General features: G+C 31.6%; 16 protein-coding genes. 3 read left to right on the top strand and 13 right to left on the bottom strand.

Annotated elements, in window-relative coordinates:
• Nucleotides 1-47: 47 nt before the first annotated feature.
• From Ollyesu_RS05500 to pdxA, 11 genes are all read right to left on the bottom strand, one after another.
• Nucleotides 48-497 (bottom strand): 3-oxoacyl-ACP synthase, encoded by a 450-nt coding sequence (locus Ollyesu_RS05500; protein WP_279302795.1) that lies wholly within the window; start codon nucleotides 495-497, stop codon nucleotides 48-50.
• Entirely contained in the window at nucleotides 498-1,607 is a 1,110-nt protein-coding gene (locus tag Ollyesu_RS05495; RefSeq protein ID WP_279302794.1) for an FAD-dependent oxidoreductase, read from the bottom strand.
• A 1-nt stretch (nucleotide 1,608) separates the two neighbouring features.
• Entirely contained in the window at nucleotides 1,609-2,961 is a 1,353-nt protein-coding gene (locus tag Ollyesu_RS05490; protein WP_279302793.1) for a hypothetical protein, read from the bottom strand.
• A 6-nt stretch (nucleotides 2,962-2,967) separates the two neighbouring features.
• Nucleotides 2,968-4,932: a hypothetical protein gene (locus Ollyesu_RS05485; RefSeq protein WP_279302792.1), complete on the bottom strand. Its 1,965-nt coding sequence runs from the start codon at nucleotides 4,930-4,932 to the stop codon at nucleotides 2,968-2,970.
• Between the two features lie 18 nt (nucleotides 4,933-4,950).
• Nucleotides 4,951-5,625, bottom strand: a complete 675-nt coding sequence (locus tag Ollyesu_RS05480; RefSeq protein WP_279302791.1) for a hypothetical protein — start codon at nucleotides 5,623-5,625, stop codon at nucleotides 4,951-4,953.
• 82 nt (nucleotides 5,626-5,707) lie between these two features.
• On the bottom strand, nucleotides 5,708-7,060 hold the full coding sequence (gene accC / locus Ollyesu_RS05475) for an acetyl-CoA carboxylase biotin carboxylase subunit (RefSeq protein ID WP_279302790.1): 1,353 nt from the start codon (nucleotides 7,058-7,060) through the stop codon (nucleotides 5,708-5,710).
• 80 nt (nucleotides 7,061-7,140) lie between these two features.
• Complete coding sequence (gene accB / locus Ollyesu_RS05470) at nucleotides 7,141-7,623, bottom strand: acetyl-CoA carboxylase biotin carboxyl carrier protein (protein WP_279302789.1); 483 nt, start codon at nucleotides 7,621-7,623, stop codon at nucleotides 7,141-7,143.
• A gap of 36 nt (nucleotides 7,624-7,659) precedes the next feature.
• A complete protein-coding gene (locus tag Ollyesu_RS05465; RefSeq protein ID WP_279302788.1) occupies nucleotides 7,660-8,655 on the bottom strand; it encodes a ketoacyl-ACP synthase III in 996 nt (331 codons plus the stop codon).
• Between the two features lie 176 nt (nucleotides 8,656-8,831).
• Nucleotides 8,832-9,032, bottom strand: a complete 201-nt coding sequence (gene rpmF, locus Ollyesu_RS05460; RefSeq protein WP_111658429.1) for a 50S ribosomal protein L32 — start codon at nucleotides 9,030-9,032, stop codon at nucleotides 8,832-8,834.
• A 9-nt stretch (nucleotides 9,033-9,041) separates the two neighbouring features.
• Nucleotides 9,042-9,581 (bottom strand): DUF177 domain-containing protein, encoded by a 540-nt coding sequence (locus Ollyesu_RS05455; RefSeq protein WP_279302787.1) that lies wholly within the window; start codon nucleotides 9,579-9,581, stop codon nucleotides 9,042-9,044.
• Nucleotides 9,582-9,653: 72 nt separating this feature from the next.
• Nucleotides 9,654-10,700 carry a 4-hydroxythreonine-4-phosphate dehydrogenase PdxA gene (gene pdxA / locus Ollyesu_RS05450; RefSeq protein ID WP_279302786.1) on the bottom strand — a complete coding sequence of 349 codons (1,047 nt, stop codon included), beginning with the start codon at nucleotides 10,698-10,700 and terminating at the stop codon, nucleotides 9,654-9,656.
• Nucleotides 10,701-10,766: 66 nt separating this feature from the next.
• Here pdxA and Ollyesu_RS05445 point away from each other — a divergent pair, with 66 nt between their 5' ends.
• On the top strand, nucleotides 10,767-11,357 hold the full coding sequence (locus Ollyesu_RS05445; protein ID WP_279302785.1) for a riboflavin synthase: 591 nt from the start codon (nucleotides 10,767-10,769) through the stop codon (nucleotides 11,355-11,357).
• Here the strand turns inward: Ollyesu_RS05445 and Ollyesu_RS05440 are convergent.
• Both Ollyesu_RS05440 and Ollyesu_RS05435 read right to left on the bottom strand, forming a co-directional pair.
• Nucleotides 11,346-11,552 carry a hypothetical protein gene (locus Ollyesu_RS05440; RefSeq protein ID WP_279302784.1) on the bottom strand — a complete coding sequence of 69 codons (207 nt, stop codon included), beginning with the start codon at nucleotides 11,550-11,552 and terminating at the stop codon, nucleotides 11,346-11,348. The two genes, Ollyesu_RS05445 and Ollyesu_RS05440, sit on opposite strands and share 12 nt — an antisense overlap.
• Before the next feature lie 254 nt (nucleotides 11,553-11,806).
• On the bottom strand, nucleotides 11,807-13,351 hold the full coding sequence (locus tag Ollyesu_RS05435) for a hypothetical protein (protein WP_279302783.1): 1,545 nt from the start codon (nucleotides 13,349-13,351) through the stop codon (nucleotides 11,807-11,809).
• 147 nt (nucleotides 13,352-13,498) lie between these two features.
• On the opposite strand from Ollyesu_RS05435, the gene Ollyesu_RS05430 reads away from it, so the two are divergent.
• Entirely contained in the window at nucleotides 13,499-14,674 is a 1,176-nt protein-coding gene (locus Ollyesu_RS05430) for a 2-isopropylmalate synthase (RefSeq protein ID WP_279302782.1), read from the top strand.
• Nucleotides 14,675-16,057, top strand: coding sequence for a 3-isopropylmalate dehydratase large subunit (gene leuC, locus Ollyesu_RS05425; protein WP_279302781.1), 1,383 nt, complete (start codon nucleotides 14,675-14,677; stop codon nucleotides 16,055-16,057). It begins immediately after the preceding gene.
• Nucleotide 16,058 lies beyond the last annotated feature (1 nt).

Here is a 16,058-nt window from a genome sequence, read left to right as displayed (position 1 = left end):
GCAATTCAATTTTACTAAAGATACTTCTAAAATCTTTTAGATTGAAATTAGATAACGTCTGTTATCTTAAATTTTTGATCTCTAAACGTAATCTCATCTCCAACAATTTTACCTAAAAGTAATTGTGCAATTGGTGTGTTTACAGAAATGGCGTAGAATTTTTGATTGTTAACAGTTAATTCGCTAGCACTAATTGCAATAAAATAGTTTGATTTAGAGGTTAAAATAATACTTCCTAAACTTATAGTTTTTGAGGTTTTAGATACATCTATTTGATCCAATAGTTGATTTACTTTCTGAACTTGCGCTAATTGCTGACCTGCTTTTTCGCGCTCTAATTGTACCATTGCGCGACCAGTTTCGTGCTTATCTCCTGCGCTACTTTTGGTTTCGGAAGTTAAAGCGTTTTGTAACTCGGTTATCGTTTTATTTATGGTATCTAGACGCATTTTTGTAAACGCAACGCATTGGTTATATAAGTTTTCTTTAATATTCATTTACAACAAATCTGCTAATTCTTGACCAATTAAACTACCTATTGCAACTCCCATTCCGCCTAATCTTACACCACAAAATACGTTATTGCTTAGTTGTTTTACTATTGGTTTTTTCTGGTTACCAACACCCATTATTCCACTCCATCTGTGGTCAACTTTAAAAGGTGTATTTGGTAAAATTGTAGTCTTTAAAATCTCCTCTAATTTATTTTGAATTAAAGCAGTTTGCGACAAGTCTGTAGTTTCTTCAGCTTTAAAATCAAGGTTGCGACCTCCTCCAAACAGAATTCTGTTGTCTATATTTCTAAAATAATAATAGCCTTCCTCCAAATGAAATGTACCTTTTATATGTAAATTTCTTATTGGTTTTGTAATCAAGACTTGTGCTCTAGCTGGCTTAACCTTTTTAATATTTAAAGTCGAAGCAAAGCCATTTGTAGCAATTAGTACTTTTGAAGTCGAAAACTCGAACTGATTGGTTTTAACTTTAACCGAATTTGTGTTTTCAGAAATTGTGTCGACCGAAACGTTATTTAGTATTTTAATACCTTTTGAAAGCGCTTTTTGCAATAAAGCCTCCATCATCTTTCCTGTATCTATTTGTCCTTCAAACTGATTAAAACTGTACTGGTTTTTTATGTTCTGAAAACCAAACATATTCTCTTTTAGGCTAAAAACCTCAGCGTTGAAAATAGGCTTTAATAATGCGTTGATTTCGCTTCGTTTTTCAATACAGTTTTCAAATAAATTATCATTTTCAGCAAACAACTCATAACCACCTAATTGTTGGTAATCTATAGTTTTGTCGCCTAGAGTGTCCCTTAATAATTGAAGTCCATTTATGCGTTGTTGCACTAGATTTAAAACCTCTTGTTCCGTATGAGATTTAAGATCACTAAGTATTTCGCTTAAACTACCAAAACAGGCAAACCCAGCATTTTTTGTGCTTGCACCTTGAGGTAAAATGCCTTTTTCAAGGATTAAAATATTTGCATTTGGGAAACGTTTTTTTAATTGTAAAGCGCAATTAAGCCCAACAATTCCACTACCTACAATAGTATAATCTATGCTGGTCAACCATGATTTTATTTCCCAATAACTTAAATGCATTTTATTTTAAGTTTTCAATAATTAATTGTGCTAATGCATTAATATCTTTATTTTTTAGTTGAACTTTTCCTTGTATTTCTATGGTTTCGTCTTTGTTAAAAGTACCTATAGTTTGGAAGGATAACAATTTTTTAAAATAACTATTCAACATAGGAAAGTGGTTTTGTTGTTCTAGTTTTTTAAAATCAATTTTCAAATCTAAAACAGAATTATTGTTTACTGTTTCAAAATGTAACGTTTTATTTAAATTAGTACTTGCTATAAGATTAGCTGATGTTGTATCTACTTTAAATTGATATAATGGAAACAGTTTTTTACTTAATAATCCATCCTGTATTATTGACATACCTTCTAGATAGTTATATAATTTTGATCCATTAGAAGTTAATTGGAGATTAATTTCTGGCACCTCTTTTTTGACTAGTGTTTTAGTTTCTATCTTTTCAAAATCATCATTATATTCATAAGAAATAACAGAATCTGTTTGTGTTGTTGTGTTTACTATTTCTAATGCTACATGTCCTTTGTAATATTCGTTTAAACTATCTACTTCTATTTCTGCACCTTCATAATCAAATGAAACATGTTTTATAGTTGAAAACAAGTTAAGATTTAATGTTGCACTCGCCTCTTTAGAAAAACGTGCTCCTGTATATGTTCTTGGTACGTTTAAAAATACTGGTAACTCTAAATTCCCACTAATAGTTATATCTCCAGAATTGAAATCTAAGTATAAGTTATTGTTTTTTGTCACATAATTAATGTGTGAATTGGCATCTTTAAGCTTAGTCCATTTTTCATCAGATTTGCTTAATGTTTTATTATTTATTAGTAAATCTGTAAACACATCATTTATGTTTTCTTTACTTGGATTGTAAGCCATTACACATTGTTTATTATTAAAAGCAATAAGGACTTTTTGGTTGTTATTTGTAGCGATTGTATAACCTTTGGAAGTTTTGAAGTTGTCAACTTTAAAATCTGAAATTAAATGATTTTTAAAGTTAGAGGAGTCTGATAATTTAAATGACGTAAAAAAGGTCGTTGGAAGTTTATTTTTAATGGTATATACAAATAGATTAGCTGGAATTGAGAATCCTTTACCAGCTTTTTTTTCTGTATCAAGGGTATCCGTTTTAGGTGATTTTCTGAAGTAAAATGAAGGGTTTGCTATTGCATTAAAAGCAACGGTTTGTATTGTTTTATCAATTTTTACTTTTATGATATTGTTTGCGTTTTCATGTATTACATCTTGATAGGATGCATAATTACGATACATCAAAAAACCCTTAAAAAGCAAAAGCAGCACACTAATGATAATGGCTGCTCTTATTACTATTTTTTTAATTTTCATTAAAAATTATTTTGCAAATGTTTCAATAACATTAAACATATATTTTAATGCATTTTCTTCTGTTGATGGTACGTTTACAACAAGTTCTGTTTCTAACGTATTTCCTTTTATTTTAGACGCTTTCATATATGCATCCTCAGACGTATTTAAAAACCATTCTAATTTACCTGATCTATCAATACCCATTTCTTTAATAGGTAATTGTGAGGCTAATTGCTTAGCACTTATAAAAAATGAATAGCTATTATTTAACATCATTTTTTTATGTGTAGAAGATACTTTTGAATTAAAATTACCCGAAACAATTTTTCTCATTTCCATGTCAGAGGTACCTAAAAACACAATACCATCTTTAATCATAAAATGAACTGCTAAAGGACTTTGCGGTGTTTTAAAAGTGTAATAGCCATTTTGAAATGTCACCATCTCCTTGTTTCTGGTATAGTTAATTAGCTTTGTTAACATACTTGGATCTTCTGTAGATGCCATTAATAAAAAGTCTGGTAAGGTTTCTGTTTTAGTTTTTTCAACTTCAACATACTCATAATCATCATTATACTCGTAACTAGTATAAGTTACTTCTTGTTGAGATATTCCAGATAATAAAAATAACATATCACCCTTTAGGACTTTAGCTACTGCTTCTTCATCCAGTAATAATGAGAATAGGTCAATTCCTAAGCTAGCTTCTTCTCCATAATATGGCATACTTCCATATATAGATTTCATTAATTTTGGATACTCTTCCAGCGTCGCTTTTGTATCCATTGAATAACTCATGTAAGCTATCATTCTATCTTCGTTTACGTATTTTAAAAACTTTTTATTAAGCTTTCTAGAGGTCATTTTTTTATAGCTTTCTGCCATATCATCAGACATTGTATACGTCGTGTTTAGCATCATTTTATCATCTTCTAAAAACAACTTAGCGGTCAATCCGTTATTAGCATACATTCCTGCTAAATCCATACCTAGCATATTGTTATAGTAAGAATTACCTAAAAAATTAGAGTATAGCTCACCAAAATCTTTCACCCAAAGTGTTGCTTCTGCATTATTATCTAAACTTTTTAAATATGATTTGTTTTTTAAAATGGAATTACCTTCTGGCAGCATCAAAATCTGTTTTGCTTTTAATAGTGACCATTGCTCTGCAAGTTCTCTTTTGATGGTGTAGTTAGAATTATAATTGTCATAGTAGTTATAGCTATCATCGTCGTAGCTTTCTGTAGATTCTATAACAGTCTCTTCTATTTCTTCGTCTTCATAATCGTAATCTTCAGCAGATTCAATAACGGTTTCTTCTACTTCCTTTTCTTCATAATCATAATCTTCAGTAGATTCTATAACTGTTTCTTCTACCTCGTCTTCATATGCTGGAGGTGGTGGTGGAGGTCTGTTATCTGTTTCTTCAATAGCAGCGTCTGCTATATCAACTGTTACGTCTTCAAAACCATAATAATTTTCTGATTGCAATCCATAACGTTCTGAAACATCTTTGCTTTCAAAATAAGCATAATTGGTTTCTCCAATAACCATAACTAATGTTGAGTTATTCCAAACAATTGCTGGGTTACTTTTATCTGTAATTGTCTTAATTCCGTTTTGATTAACTATTTCTACCTTACTTGATACAGTTAGAAGTTTTTCAAATTGGTTGACATTTTTTAACGGAATAACAAAAGCGTTATAATTAATACTATCATTGACTTGCATAAAATAATGTGCAGATGCATTTAAATTAAACCCAAAATCTTCTAAAGACGAATATTTATCACCACCACGAGATAGCTCATTTAAAATTTCTGATCCTAAAAAAGAGGTGTTTAGCTCTTCCATAGATATTAATTGCAATACATTTTCACCTTTAATAGTTGCTACAATTGAAGCATCACTAGGGATTTTTGAAGCTGTATTTTGGGCAATTGTATATGACGATATACATAATAATAAGCATAATAATTGTTTCATTGGTTTATTAGTTTGAGGTTATTTTTGTAAAGTTATTTGTGTGCTAAAGTTTCCAGTACCATTAATAATGTCTAATGCGCTAACACGTTGCATAACCGCTTTTTTAGATTTAGACACTTTTGCTTGTTTATTGTTTTGAGATACTACTTCTTTATCAAATCTATATATTACTGTATAAGATGCATCATCAAACACTTTTTTGTTTTCTGATTTTAGCTTATTATATTGCTTTTTAACGTCGCTAGAATAGGTATATTTTCTTTTGAAATTTCCATTATTCTTATCAAAAAAATAGGCATTTAATCCTGTGCTGTGCTTTTGTTCTCCTGTTACTTTATTAGTTAATTTATTAATGTTTTCTATGGATTTAAAATCGCATGTAATAGAAAACACAAAATTATCATAATCTGCAGTTTTCTTGATGTTAGATAATCCTTCTGCTTTTTTTAACTCAGACACCATTTGGTTTAGACTTTTCTGAATATCTTCTCTAGAAGGCACTTTATATCCATTGATTGAATCTAAAAGCATAATAGACGCTAGTTTACTTTTACTTTTACTCATGTTTAAAGTAAACGTCATGGTACCTGTACCATCACTTTTTAAATCTATTTCTTCAATAATTTCAAAACAAGATGTCAATCCAAAAAAGAGTAACAACATGCAGGTTTTTAAGCAATTAGATAATTTCATTTAATCTTTATTTATATTCAAATATACTGAAGCTTTTTGGCAAGCAAAAAAAACTCCGAAATGAATTTCGGAGTTTTTGCTTTTATTCTTCAACTTGTTTTTCGATTACAAAATCTTCCATAAACTTAGTGGTATAATTTCCTGCTAAATAATCTGGATGATCCATTAATTGTCTGTGAAACGGAATAGTTGTTTTAATACCTTCAATAACAAACTCGTCTAAAGCGCGTTTCATTTTATTGATTGCTTCTTCACGTGTTTGCGCTGTTGTTATTAATTTAGCAATCATCGAATCGTAATTTGGCGGAATGCTGTAACCAGCATAAACATGCGTGTCTAAACGGACTCCATGTCCTCCAGGAGCATGTAGTGTTGTAATTTTCCCAGGAGATGGTCTAAAATCGTTAAACGGATCTTCTGCATTAATACGACACTCTATAGAATGCAAATTAGGCGTATAGTTTTTTCCAGAAATTGGCACACCTGCTGCTACTAAAATTTGCTCACGGATTAAGTCAAAATCTATAACTTGTTCTGTAATTGGGTGCTCTACTTGAATACGTGTATTCATTTCCATGAAGTAGAAGTTTCTGTGCTTATCTACTAAAAACTCTACGGTTCCTGCACCTTCATATTTGATATATTCTGCTGCTTTTACTGCTGCTTCACCCATTTTTTTACGTAGAGCAGTTGTCATAAAAGGAGAAGGTACTTCTTCGGTTAATTTTTGATGGCGACGTTGTACAGAGCAATCTCTTTCTGACAAATGACACGCTTTACCTGAAGAGTCACCAACAATTTGTATTTCTATATGTCTTGGCTCTTCAATAAGCTTTTCCATATACATATCATCATTTCCAAAAGCTGCTTTAGATTCTGTTCTAGCAGATTCCCAAGCGTTTTGCAAATCTTCTTCTTTCCAAACTGCACGCATCCCTTTACCACCACCTCCAGCAGACGCTTTTAGCATGACAGGGTAACCAGTTTCTTTAGCTACTTTAAGGCACTCTTTAAAATCTTTAATGACACCTTCACTTCCTGGAACCACTGGTACGCCTGCTGCAATCATCGTCGCTTTGGCGTTAGCTTTGTCTCCCATTCTATCAATCATGTCTTCAGAAGCACCTATAAATTTTATTTGATGTTCTTCACAGATTTTAGAAAATTTAGCGTTTTCAGACAAAAATCCATATCCAGGATGGATAGCATCAGCGTTAGTGATTTCTGCTGCTGCAATAATATTAGACATTTTTAAGTAAGACTCGCTACTTGCTGGTGGACCAATACAAACGGCTTCGTCTGCAAACTTTACGTGCAAGCTTTCTGCATCTGCAGTAGAGTATACTGCAACAGTTTTAATGCCCATTTCTTTACAGGTTCTAATAACACGAAGTGCTATTTCTCCTCTATTGGCAATCAATATTTTTTTAAACATCTTTATTGAATTAGATAATTAGACAATTGGATTATTTTACTGTCGATTTAATATTTACCGAAAGCACTAATAACCTAAAATTAAGATGGGTCTACTAAGAATAATGGTTGGTCAAATTCTACAGGAGAAGAATCGTCAACTAAAATTTTAACAATTTTACCTGATACTTCAGATTCTATTTCGTTGAATAACTTCATTGCTTCAATAATACAAAGCACATCACCTTCAGAAATAGTCTGACCAACTTCTACAAATAATGGTTTATCTGGAGAAGGTTTTCTATAAAACGTACCTATTATTGGAGATTTTATAGTAATGTATTTTGAGTCGTCAGTTGTAGCTGCAGGAGCATCATTTGTTGTCGCTGGTGCTGCAACTGGCGCTTGAGGCACTGCTTGTTGCATTGGCATTTGCGCTTGCATAGGTACTTGCTGTACGTAAGTTGTTTCTGTTTCAGAACCTGTTCTTATAGTTATTTTAACATCTTCTGTTTCTAATTTAACTTCACTTGCGCCAGATTTGGCAACAAATTTAATTAAGTTTTGAATGTCTTTTAAATCCATAATAATTAAGTTATTAATTTAGTTTTAGTTAGTTTGTTAAGAATTGTAAGCCCACTTAAGGTAAATAGAACCCCAAGTAAAACCACCTCCAAAAGCTGCAAATATAATATTGTCTCCTTTTTTCAATTGTGATTCGTAATCATTTAATAATAATGGTAATGTAGCTGATGTAGTATTACCATATTTTTCTATATTCATCATGACCTTCTCGGGTTCTAATTCTATACGGTTAGCGGTTGCGTCTATAATTCTTTTATTAGCTTGATGTGCTGCAAGCCACGCAATATCATCTTTTTGAAGATTATTACGCTCTAAAATTTTTACTGCAACATCTGCCATATTAAACACTGCGTTTTTAAAAACTGTTTTGCCATCTTGAAAAACAAAATTTTCTTTTCTATCTATTGATTCTTTGGTTACAGGGTAAGAGGAACCACTTGATTTGACTTGTAGAAATTCTCGTCCTTCTCCATTACTTCTCAAGTATTCATCTTGAAGTCCTAAACCTTCAGTATTAGGTTCAAACAACACTGCTCCTGCACCATCTCCAAATATGATACAAGTTGCTCTGTCTTCATAATTAATCATTGAAGAGTTTTTATCAGCACCAATCAATAATACATTTTTATAACGTCCAGATTCAATATATTTTGCAGCAGTAGACATCCCGAACAGGAAACTTGAACACGCAGCTTCTAAATCAAAAGAAAATGCATTTGTTGCTCCTATTTGTGTTGCAGTATAGGCAGCAGTAGATGCTGCTTGCATATCTGGTGTTGCTGTTGCAACAATTACTAATTCTATATCTTTAGGATTTAAACCTTTTTTGTTTATAAGGTCTTTGGCTGCTTCAATAGCCATAAAAGAAGTCCCCTTTCCTTCTCCTTTTAAAATACGACGTTCTTTGATTCCTGTTCTAGTAGTAATCCAATCGTCGTTTGTATCAACCATCGTTTCAAGAATTTGATTGGTTAATACGTATTCTGGCACATAGGCACCAACAGCGGTAATTGCAGCAGAGATTTTGCTCATATTTTAGCTATTTTAGTCAAAAAAAGGTCAAAAATGACCGAATTTGACTTTAATTTAATAAAATTAGTCAAATTTAGACTAATTCTATGCAAAGTAAATGCTTTTTAACGTAAAGAAAAATTAATCATAAAAAAAACGCCCACAAGTGAGCGTTTTATTATATGCATGCATAGTAATTATGCTTCGTTTTCTTCTACTGAATTGTCAATTAACACTTGACCTCTGTAATAAAGTTTTCCTTCACTCCAATGAGCTCTATGATATAAGTGTGCTTCACCTGTAGTTGGGCAAGTTGCAATTTGTGGCGCAGTTGCTTTATAATGTGTTCTTCTTTTATCTCTTCTTGTTTTCGAGATTTTTCTTTTAGGATGTGCCATTTTATATTGTTATTTATCCGTTAATAGTTTTTTTAATGTGTTCCAACGAGGATCTGTTTCCTCTTTATCTTCTTTTGTGTCTTTTAGCTTTGGACTAAGTTCTTCTAGTTTGTCAAGTATTTCAGAATCTAATGTTCCGTCTTCAATTCCAGGATGTATGCGTTTACTTGGTAATGCTAATACTACTAATTCATAGATATATTGTTGAACATTAATTTCATATTCGCCATGTGGAATGATTAATATGTCAATATGGTCATCATTATATTCTTCGCCAAACTTTACTACCAATTCAAACTCATTAGATATGGCTTGGTCGTAAGGTTCATTGGTGACATCACAGTTTACATTTACTGTTCCTGAAATTTGAAAATTTAATTCTAATAACGTTGATTTTTTTTCTAAAATTAAATCAACCTGGATATTACAGGAATTAAAATCTTCATACTCAAAATGATTAAAGAACGTTTGATCTATACTATAATCAAAATGATGTTTTCCTACCTTTAAACCTACAAATGGTATTGTAAATTCTTTTAATTGCTTCATTACCACATCTATTTTGAGCCTGCAAATATATAAAATTTTCTTTATATTGAAGACTTATAAACATTTTTTTGTTTATATCTTTCGTTTAGAAAATCCTAGTGGGTTTTGACTGATTTCTTGATATTCGATTCTGTTTTTAAAAATCTGAATTCCAGTAAAAATAGCTTCTTTAAACGAACTAGCATCTGCTGTTCCTTTTCCAGCAATTTCATAGGCTGTCCCATGGTCTGGAGAAGTTCTAACACGATTTAATCCAGCGGTATAATTAACTCCTTGACCAAAAGATAAAGTTTTAAATGGTATTAATCCTTGGTCATGATAGGATGCGATTATAGCATCAAAGTTTTTATAATTGTTGGATCCAAAAAAACTATCTGCTGCATATGGACCAAAAACTAATTTACCTGACTCTTTTATTTTCTGAAGAGTAGGACGTAACACCTCATCATCTTCATTTCCAATAACTCCATTATCACCTGTATGAGGATTGATGCCTAAAACAGCTATTTTAGGCTTATTTATTTTAAAATCCTGCTTAAGTGAGTTATAAACTGTACTTATTTTTTCTTCTATAAGTTGTGGTGTAATATGGGTGGCTATATCTTTTACTGGAACATGATCCGTAAACAATCCAACCCTTAAACCTTCTGTTACCATAAACATAAGACTATTACCTTCTAATTCTTGGTTTAAATAATCTGTATGACCTGGAAATTTAAAAGTTTCGGACTGTATGTTATGCTTATTTATTGGAGCAGTCACCAATACATCTATCTCGTTGTTTTTTAAGGCTTTTGTTGCTTGTTCTAGAGATTTTATAGCATACTCGCCAATTTTAATATCCTCTTGCCCAAAATTAACATCTACGTTTTCTTTCCAACAATTCAACACATTAACACGACCAGTTATAGCCTGTCCTACACTATGGATACCATTTAATTTTATGTCTAAATTGAAATGGTTTTTTACAAAACTCATAGTTTTTATAGATGCAAAAATTACTGGAGTACAAAACTCTAACATCCTATTGTCTTCAAAGATTTTTAAAACAATTTCAGCTCCAATTCCGTTAAGGTCACCTATAGAAATTCCTACTTTAATATTTTCTTCTTTCTTCATTAATACTACTAACTATTGTTTGTAAATTTACCAAAGCAAATTTAACCAAATAATACGATTAAGTTTATGTTTACAGGAATAATTGAAACACTTGGTACAGTAAAACAGATGTCTACCTCAAAAGGTAATCTAGATATTACCATAGCTTGCGATATTACTAGTCAATTAAAAATTGATCAAAGTGTCGCGCATAATGGTGTGTGTTTGACCGTTGTTAGAATAAATAATAATGAATATACGGTAACTGCCATAAAAGAGACATTAGATAAAACCAATATTGGTGATTTAAAAATTAACGCCCAAGTAAATATTGAACGCGCTATGAAACTTGGCGATAGATTAGATGGTCATATTGTACAAGGTCATGTAGATCAAACTGCTATTTGTATTGAGGCTAAAGAGACTAACGGAAGTTGGTTGTATACTTTTGAGTATGACCCAAAATTAAATAATATTACTATTGAAAAAGGGTCTATAACTGTAAACGGAGTAAGTCTTACGGTTGTAAACTCTGCTAAAAACAGCTTTAGTGTTGCTATTATTCCATATACTTTTGAGCACACAAATTTTAAAACTTTTAAAATTGGCACTAAAGTGAATTTAGAGTTTGATGTAATTGGGAAATACGTAAAGCGCTTAACCGAGTTAAACGTTTGATTTTTTTCTAGAAGACATTACTTTGTAAACACCATAAATTAGACCCAAAACAACTAACAAGACTATACCATTATCTATAGGAAGACCTACAGGTGGTGGCTGTTGTGGAGGTGGAGGTGTCACAATTTGAGACACACCAACTATACTTATTAATAAAAATAAGACTAAAGCTATTAATGTTTTATTTTTCTTCATCGCTGATTTGAGGGTGTAAATGTATAAAAAAAACTATGCTATCAAAACTTTTAAAACTCTTTTTTATAAAAAAACCTCTTTAAAGCGCTGTTTTTTTCGACGAAATGCTAATTTTAGGCTTTTTTAGTATGATATTTGATGATTTGATAACATTATAAATCATCAAAATACAGTCTTGACTTATTTAATTAACTTAATTGATGAATAATTATTTTATTCCTTTTGAAATTTCATATAAATTTCAAATGCTTTTATTAAGCATATAACTGTAAGTATTTATCCTTTACTATTTGACCCACTGGTTTGTTTTCTATTTTACTTTCTAACCATGAAATAATATCTAGATATAAGAATGCACGACGCTCAAACGGATGGTCTTCATATTGTTTTAAAACTTGCAATAGTTTTTTAAACTCATTTTTAATGTCTTGAGGGTAAATATCTTGCAAACCTCTTATAAATTTAATCATTTCTTTTTGTACTTCGTGCAAGTCATTCATTTTTATTAAAAACTTATATGTACTACGCAATAAGGTTTCTAAATGATAATCTAAACCTGCTTCATAATGTGCTACTAAGTTTAAAACTCTTGAAAAACAAAGTAAGTCTTCACGCATTGACAATGATCTATTAGAGATAATTTTATCTAAATATTTTATGCATGCTTTATTATTGCCTACCCCAAAATGCAAACTGGCAAATTTGTAATAAAAAATCATTTTATGATGCTCGTCAATGTTATTATCAAACTGAGCTAATTCTGCTTCTATCTTTGGTATCAATATCAAACCTTCTTCAAAACTTCCATCTATAAAATACTGATTGATATTATGAAAATTACCATATAAAAACACTAATGTGGATACATTTTCGTCTTTTGGAAAATTGGATTGACTTACTACAGTATTAAACTCGTTGAGTTTTTTAATAAATTTTGGCTTGTTTTTTATAAAGTATAAGGCTTCTAATAAATAGTTATTCCCTTTTAAGAAAAAAACAGGGTTTAAACTTATCATATTAGGGTTTTCATAAAATAAATCAACCCATTTTAATGCATATTTATAACAATTTAAAAAATCTTGCATTAAAAAACTATACCAGAGGTGTGCTTTATAAAACCATAATTTCTCTCTAAAACCTAATGCAGAGAATGTTAATTTTGGCAATCTGTCATTAAAATATTTTGTTATGGCTTTGCTTTCTGTTTCGTTTTTAACGTAACCAGTCTTTAAAATAATACTATATAGTTGTAAAGATAAATTAGAGAGCTTGCTTGTTATTACATTTAACTCGCTTAACTCCTTAGCTTGAATCGTTAGCTGATCTGCTCGATTACTTATACTTCTGGTGATGTACTGAGCTTCAATAATTTTTTCAAGTTCAACAATTTCGAAAGCAAGATTTTTTTCTTCATTAAAAATAGCAACGTCCTTAGCTTTATCTAAAATTTTAAGACTTTGTTTATACAACCCTTTGTGGTATAAAATAGATGCAAAATCCAATTGTTCTCTAATTTGTGAGCGAATATTTTGATGTGATGGGTTTAATTTTAAGCTTATTAGAATCTGCTTGTATAAATGGGCTTTGACGTTGGCTAATTGCTGTTTTTTAACAATTCCACTTTTTAAAATACTCGTTTCGTCATAAACCTGTGCTTTATCTAACAAGTTGAAAAGATTTAAAAATTTAGAATCAGAATTCACTCCAAGTCGCCCAACATACAATTTAAATTGTCGTTTTTCAGATTTAGTTAAGGATTTAACCAATAAAAATAAATTATCTTTTTGCTCTTTAGTCATCAATCAAAATTGATATTAATTGCTTGAATGTCAGTTACTTAAAAAGTAAAATTTTGACTGAACATCGTAAGAATTAAAAAACAAGTACTGCCAAACTTTTAACCAAAGTATAAATTAGTACTACAATAGAAAAATAATTCTTACAAAATGTCGAAAGAACACATTCAAATATTTGACACTACACTTCGGGATGGCGAACAAGTACCTGGTTGTAAATTAAACACCGAACAAAAAGTCGTCATCGCTAAACAGCTTGACATCTTAGGCGTCGATGTGATAGAAGCAGGCTTTCCCGTCTCAAGTCCAGGCGATTTTAAATCGGTTGAAGCTATTTCTAAAATTGTAAAAAATGCTACAGTATGCGGATTAACACGTGCTGTAAAAAACGATATTAAAGTTGCTTCAGAAGCTTTAAAATTTGCAAAAAAACCAAGAATCCACACAGGAATTGGTACTTCCGACTCTCATATAAAATTCAAATTCAATTCTAATAAACAAGATATTATCAAACGTGCATTTGATGCAGTTGCCTATGCAAAAACGTTTGTTGAAGATGTGGAGTTTTATGCTGAAGATGCAGGTCGCACAGACAATGATTATTTAGCAAGAGTTTGTGAAGCAGCTATTAAAGCTGGTGCAACCGTTTTAAATATTCCGGATACAACTGGTTATTGTTTACCAAGCGAGTATGGCGCAAAAATGAAATACCTAATGGAAAACGTAAAAGGTATTGAAAACGCCATTTTATCTTGTCATTGTCACAACGATTTAGGTTTAGCAACAGCTAACTCAATTGAAGGTGTTATTAATGGTGCACGACAAATTGAAAGTACCATAAACGGTATTGGAGAGCGTGCTGGAAATACCGCTTTAGAAGAAGTCGTTATGGTTTTAAAGCAGCATCCTTATTTAAATTTAGACACCAATATTGATACCACAAGATTATATGGTATAAGTCAGTTAGTAAGTGATAGTATGGGTATTTACACGCAACCAAATAAAGCTATTGTGGGTGCTAATGCATTTGCGCATAGCTCTGGAATTCATCAAGATGGTGTGATTAAAAACCGTGAAACGTATGAAATTATAGATCCTAAAGATGTTGGTGTCACAGAATCTGCAATTGTATTAACCGCTAGAAGCGGAAGAGCTGCTTTGGCGTACAGAGCTAAAAATGTTGGTTATGAGTTAACCAAATTGCAATTAGATGATGTCTATGCAAACTTTTTAACTTTTGCAGATAGAAAAAAGGAAGTTAACGATAATGATATTCATCAGATTATTGAAACAAGCAATGTGTACCAACAAATAATTAGTGCATAAATGAAGAAGACACTATTTGATAAAGTTTGGGATACTCATGTAGTCGATACTATTAAAGATGGACCACAAGTGCTGTATATTGACAAACATTTAATACATGAAGTCACAAGTCCACAAGCGTTTAATGAATTGGAACGACGACAGATTCCCATTTTTCGTCCCAACCATACCGTAGCGACTGCAGACCACAACACACCTACCCAAAATCAACACTTACCAATTAAAGACGAGTTATCTAGAAAACAACTTCAACAACTCTCTGAAAATTGCAAAAAAAATAACATTACACTTTACGAGCTTGGACATCAATACAATGGTATTGTTCATGTTATGGCACCAGAATTAGGTATCACACAACCTGGAATGACCATTGTTTGTGGTGACTCACATACCTCAACACATGGTGCATTTGGCACTATTGCGTTTGGTATAGGAACCAGTCAAGTGGCTCAAGTTTTTGCAAGTCAATGTTTATTGTTGACCAAACCAAAAAGTTTAAGAGTATCGGTTAATGGCAAATTAAAAAATGGCGTCTTACCTAAAGATGTCATTTTGTATATCATAGCTAAATTAGGCACCAATGCAGGTACAGGTTATTTCTGCGAGTATGCTGGAGATGTGTTTGAAAACATGTCTATGGAAGGTCGAATGACCGTTTGTAATATGAGTATCGAAATGGGTGCACGTGGAGGCATGATTGCACCAGATCAAACCACTTTTGATTATGTAAAAGGAAGAAAATTTGCGCCAAGCGGAAAAGCTTTTGAAGATAAAGTAGCCTATTGGAAAACCTTACCAACAGATGAAGGTGCCTCTTTTGACAAAGAATACTTTTTTGATGCTGAAGATATAGAACCAATGGTAACCTATGGTACCAATCCTGGAATGGGAATAAAAGTCACCCAAAACATCCCAACGATAAATGATGCTTCTTTTGAAAAATCTTTAGAGTACATGGATTTTAAAAAAGGTGAATCGTTGATTGATAAACCTATCAACTTTGTGTTTATTGGGAGTTGTACTAATTCTAGAATTGAAGATTTTAGAGTCGCTGCAAATTATATAAAAGGAAAGCAAAAAGCCAATAATGTAACTGCATGGTTAGTACCTGGAAGTAAACAAGTAGAAGCACAAATTATAAAAGAAGGTCTTAAGGATATTTTTGATGAAGCAGGTTTTGAATTACGTCAACCTGGTTGTAGCGCGTGTTTAGCGATGAATGAGGATAAGATTCCGCAAGGTGAATATTGCGTATCAACCAGTAACAGAAATTTTGAAGGTCGTCAAGGTCAAGGTTCTCGAACTATTTTGGCGAGTCCCTTAGTGGCTGCAGCAACTGCGGTTGAAGGGAGAATTGTGGACGTAACAAAACAATTGAATTAAT

This window comes from Olleya sp. YS (genome assembly GCF_029760915.1).
In the GTDB taxonomy this organism is placed as follows: domain Bacteria; phylum Bacteroidota; class Bacteroidia; order Flavobacteriales; family Flavobacteriaceae; genus Olleya.
This window is presented reverse-complemented; position numbering and strand designations above follow the sequence as displayed.

Excerpts from the sequence above, each read along its gene's own strand:
- accC (WP_279302790.1), bottom strand. The coding sequence starts at position 7,060 with ATGTTTAAAAAAATATTGATTGCCAATAGAGGAGAAATAGCACTTCGT.
- Ollyesu_RS05480 (WP_279302791.1), bottom strand. The coding sequence starts at position 5,625 with ATGAAATTATCTAATTGCTTAAAAACCTGCATGTTGTTACTCTTTTTT.
- accB (WP_279302789.1), bottom strand. The coding sequence starts at position 7,623 with ATGGATTTAAAAGACATTCAAAACTTAATTAAATTTGTTGCCAAATCT.
- pdxA (WP_279302786.1), bottom strand. The coding sequence starts at position 10,700 with ATGAAGAAAGAAGAAAATATTAAAGTAGGAATTTCTATAGGTGACCTT.
- Ollyesu_RS05455 (WP_279302787.1), bottom strand. The coding sequence starts at position 9,581 with ATGAAGCAATTAAAAGAATTTACAATACCATTTGTAGGTTTAAAGGTA.
- Ollyesu_RS05500 (WP_279302795.1), bottom strand. The coding sequence starts at position 497 with ATGAATATTAAAGAAAACTTATATAACCAATGCGTTGCGTTTACAAAA.
- rpmF (WP_111658429.1), bottom strand. The coding sequence starts at position 9,032 with ATGGCACATCCTAAAAGAAAAATCTCGAAAACAAGAAGAGATAAAAGA.
- Ollyesu_RS05465 (WP_279302788.1), bottom strand. The coding sequence starts at position 8,655 with ATGAGCAAAATCTCTGCTGCAATTACCGCTGTTGGTGCCTATGTGCCA.
- Ollyesu_RS05490 (WP_279302793.1), bottom strand. The coding sequence starts at position 2,961 with ATGAAAATTAAAAAAATAGTAATAAGAGCAGCCATTATCATTAGTGTG.
- Ollyesu_RS05485 (WP_279302792.1), bottom strand. The coding sequence starts at position 4,932 with ATGAAACAATTATTATGCTTATTATTATGTATATCGTCATATACAATT.
- Ollyesu_RS05435 (WP_279302783.1), bottom strand. The coding sequence starts at position 13,351 with ATGACTAAAGAGCAAAAAGATAATTTATTTTTATTGGTTAAATCCTTA.
- Ollyesu_RS05440 (WP_279302784.1), bottom strand. The coding sequence starts at position 11,552 with ATGAAGAAAAATAAAACATTAATAGCTTTAGTCTTATTTTTATTAATA.
- Ollyesu_RS05430 (WP_279302782.1), top strand. The coding sequence starts at position 13,499 with ATGTCGAAAGAACACATTCAAATATTTGACACTACACTTCGGGATGGC.
- leuC (WP_279302781.1), top strand. The coding sequence starts at position 14,675 with ATGAAGAAGACACTATTTGATAAAGTTTGGGATACTCATGTAGTCGAT.
- Ollyesu_RS05495 (WP_279302794.1), bottom strand. The coding sequence starts at position 1,607 with ATGCATTTAAGTTATTGGGAAATAAAATCATGGTTGACCAGCATAGAT.
- Ollyesu_RS05445 (WP_279302785.1), top strand. The coding sequence starts at position 10,767 with ATGTTTACAGGAATAATTGAAACACTTGGTACAGTAAAACAGATGTCT.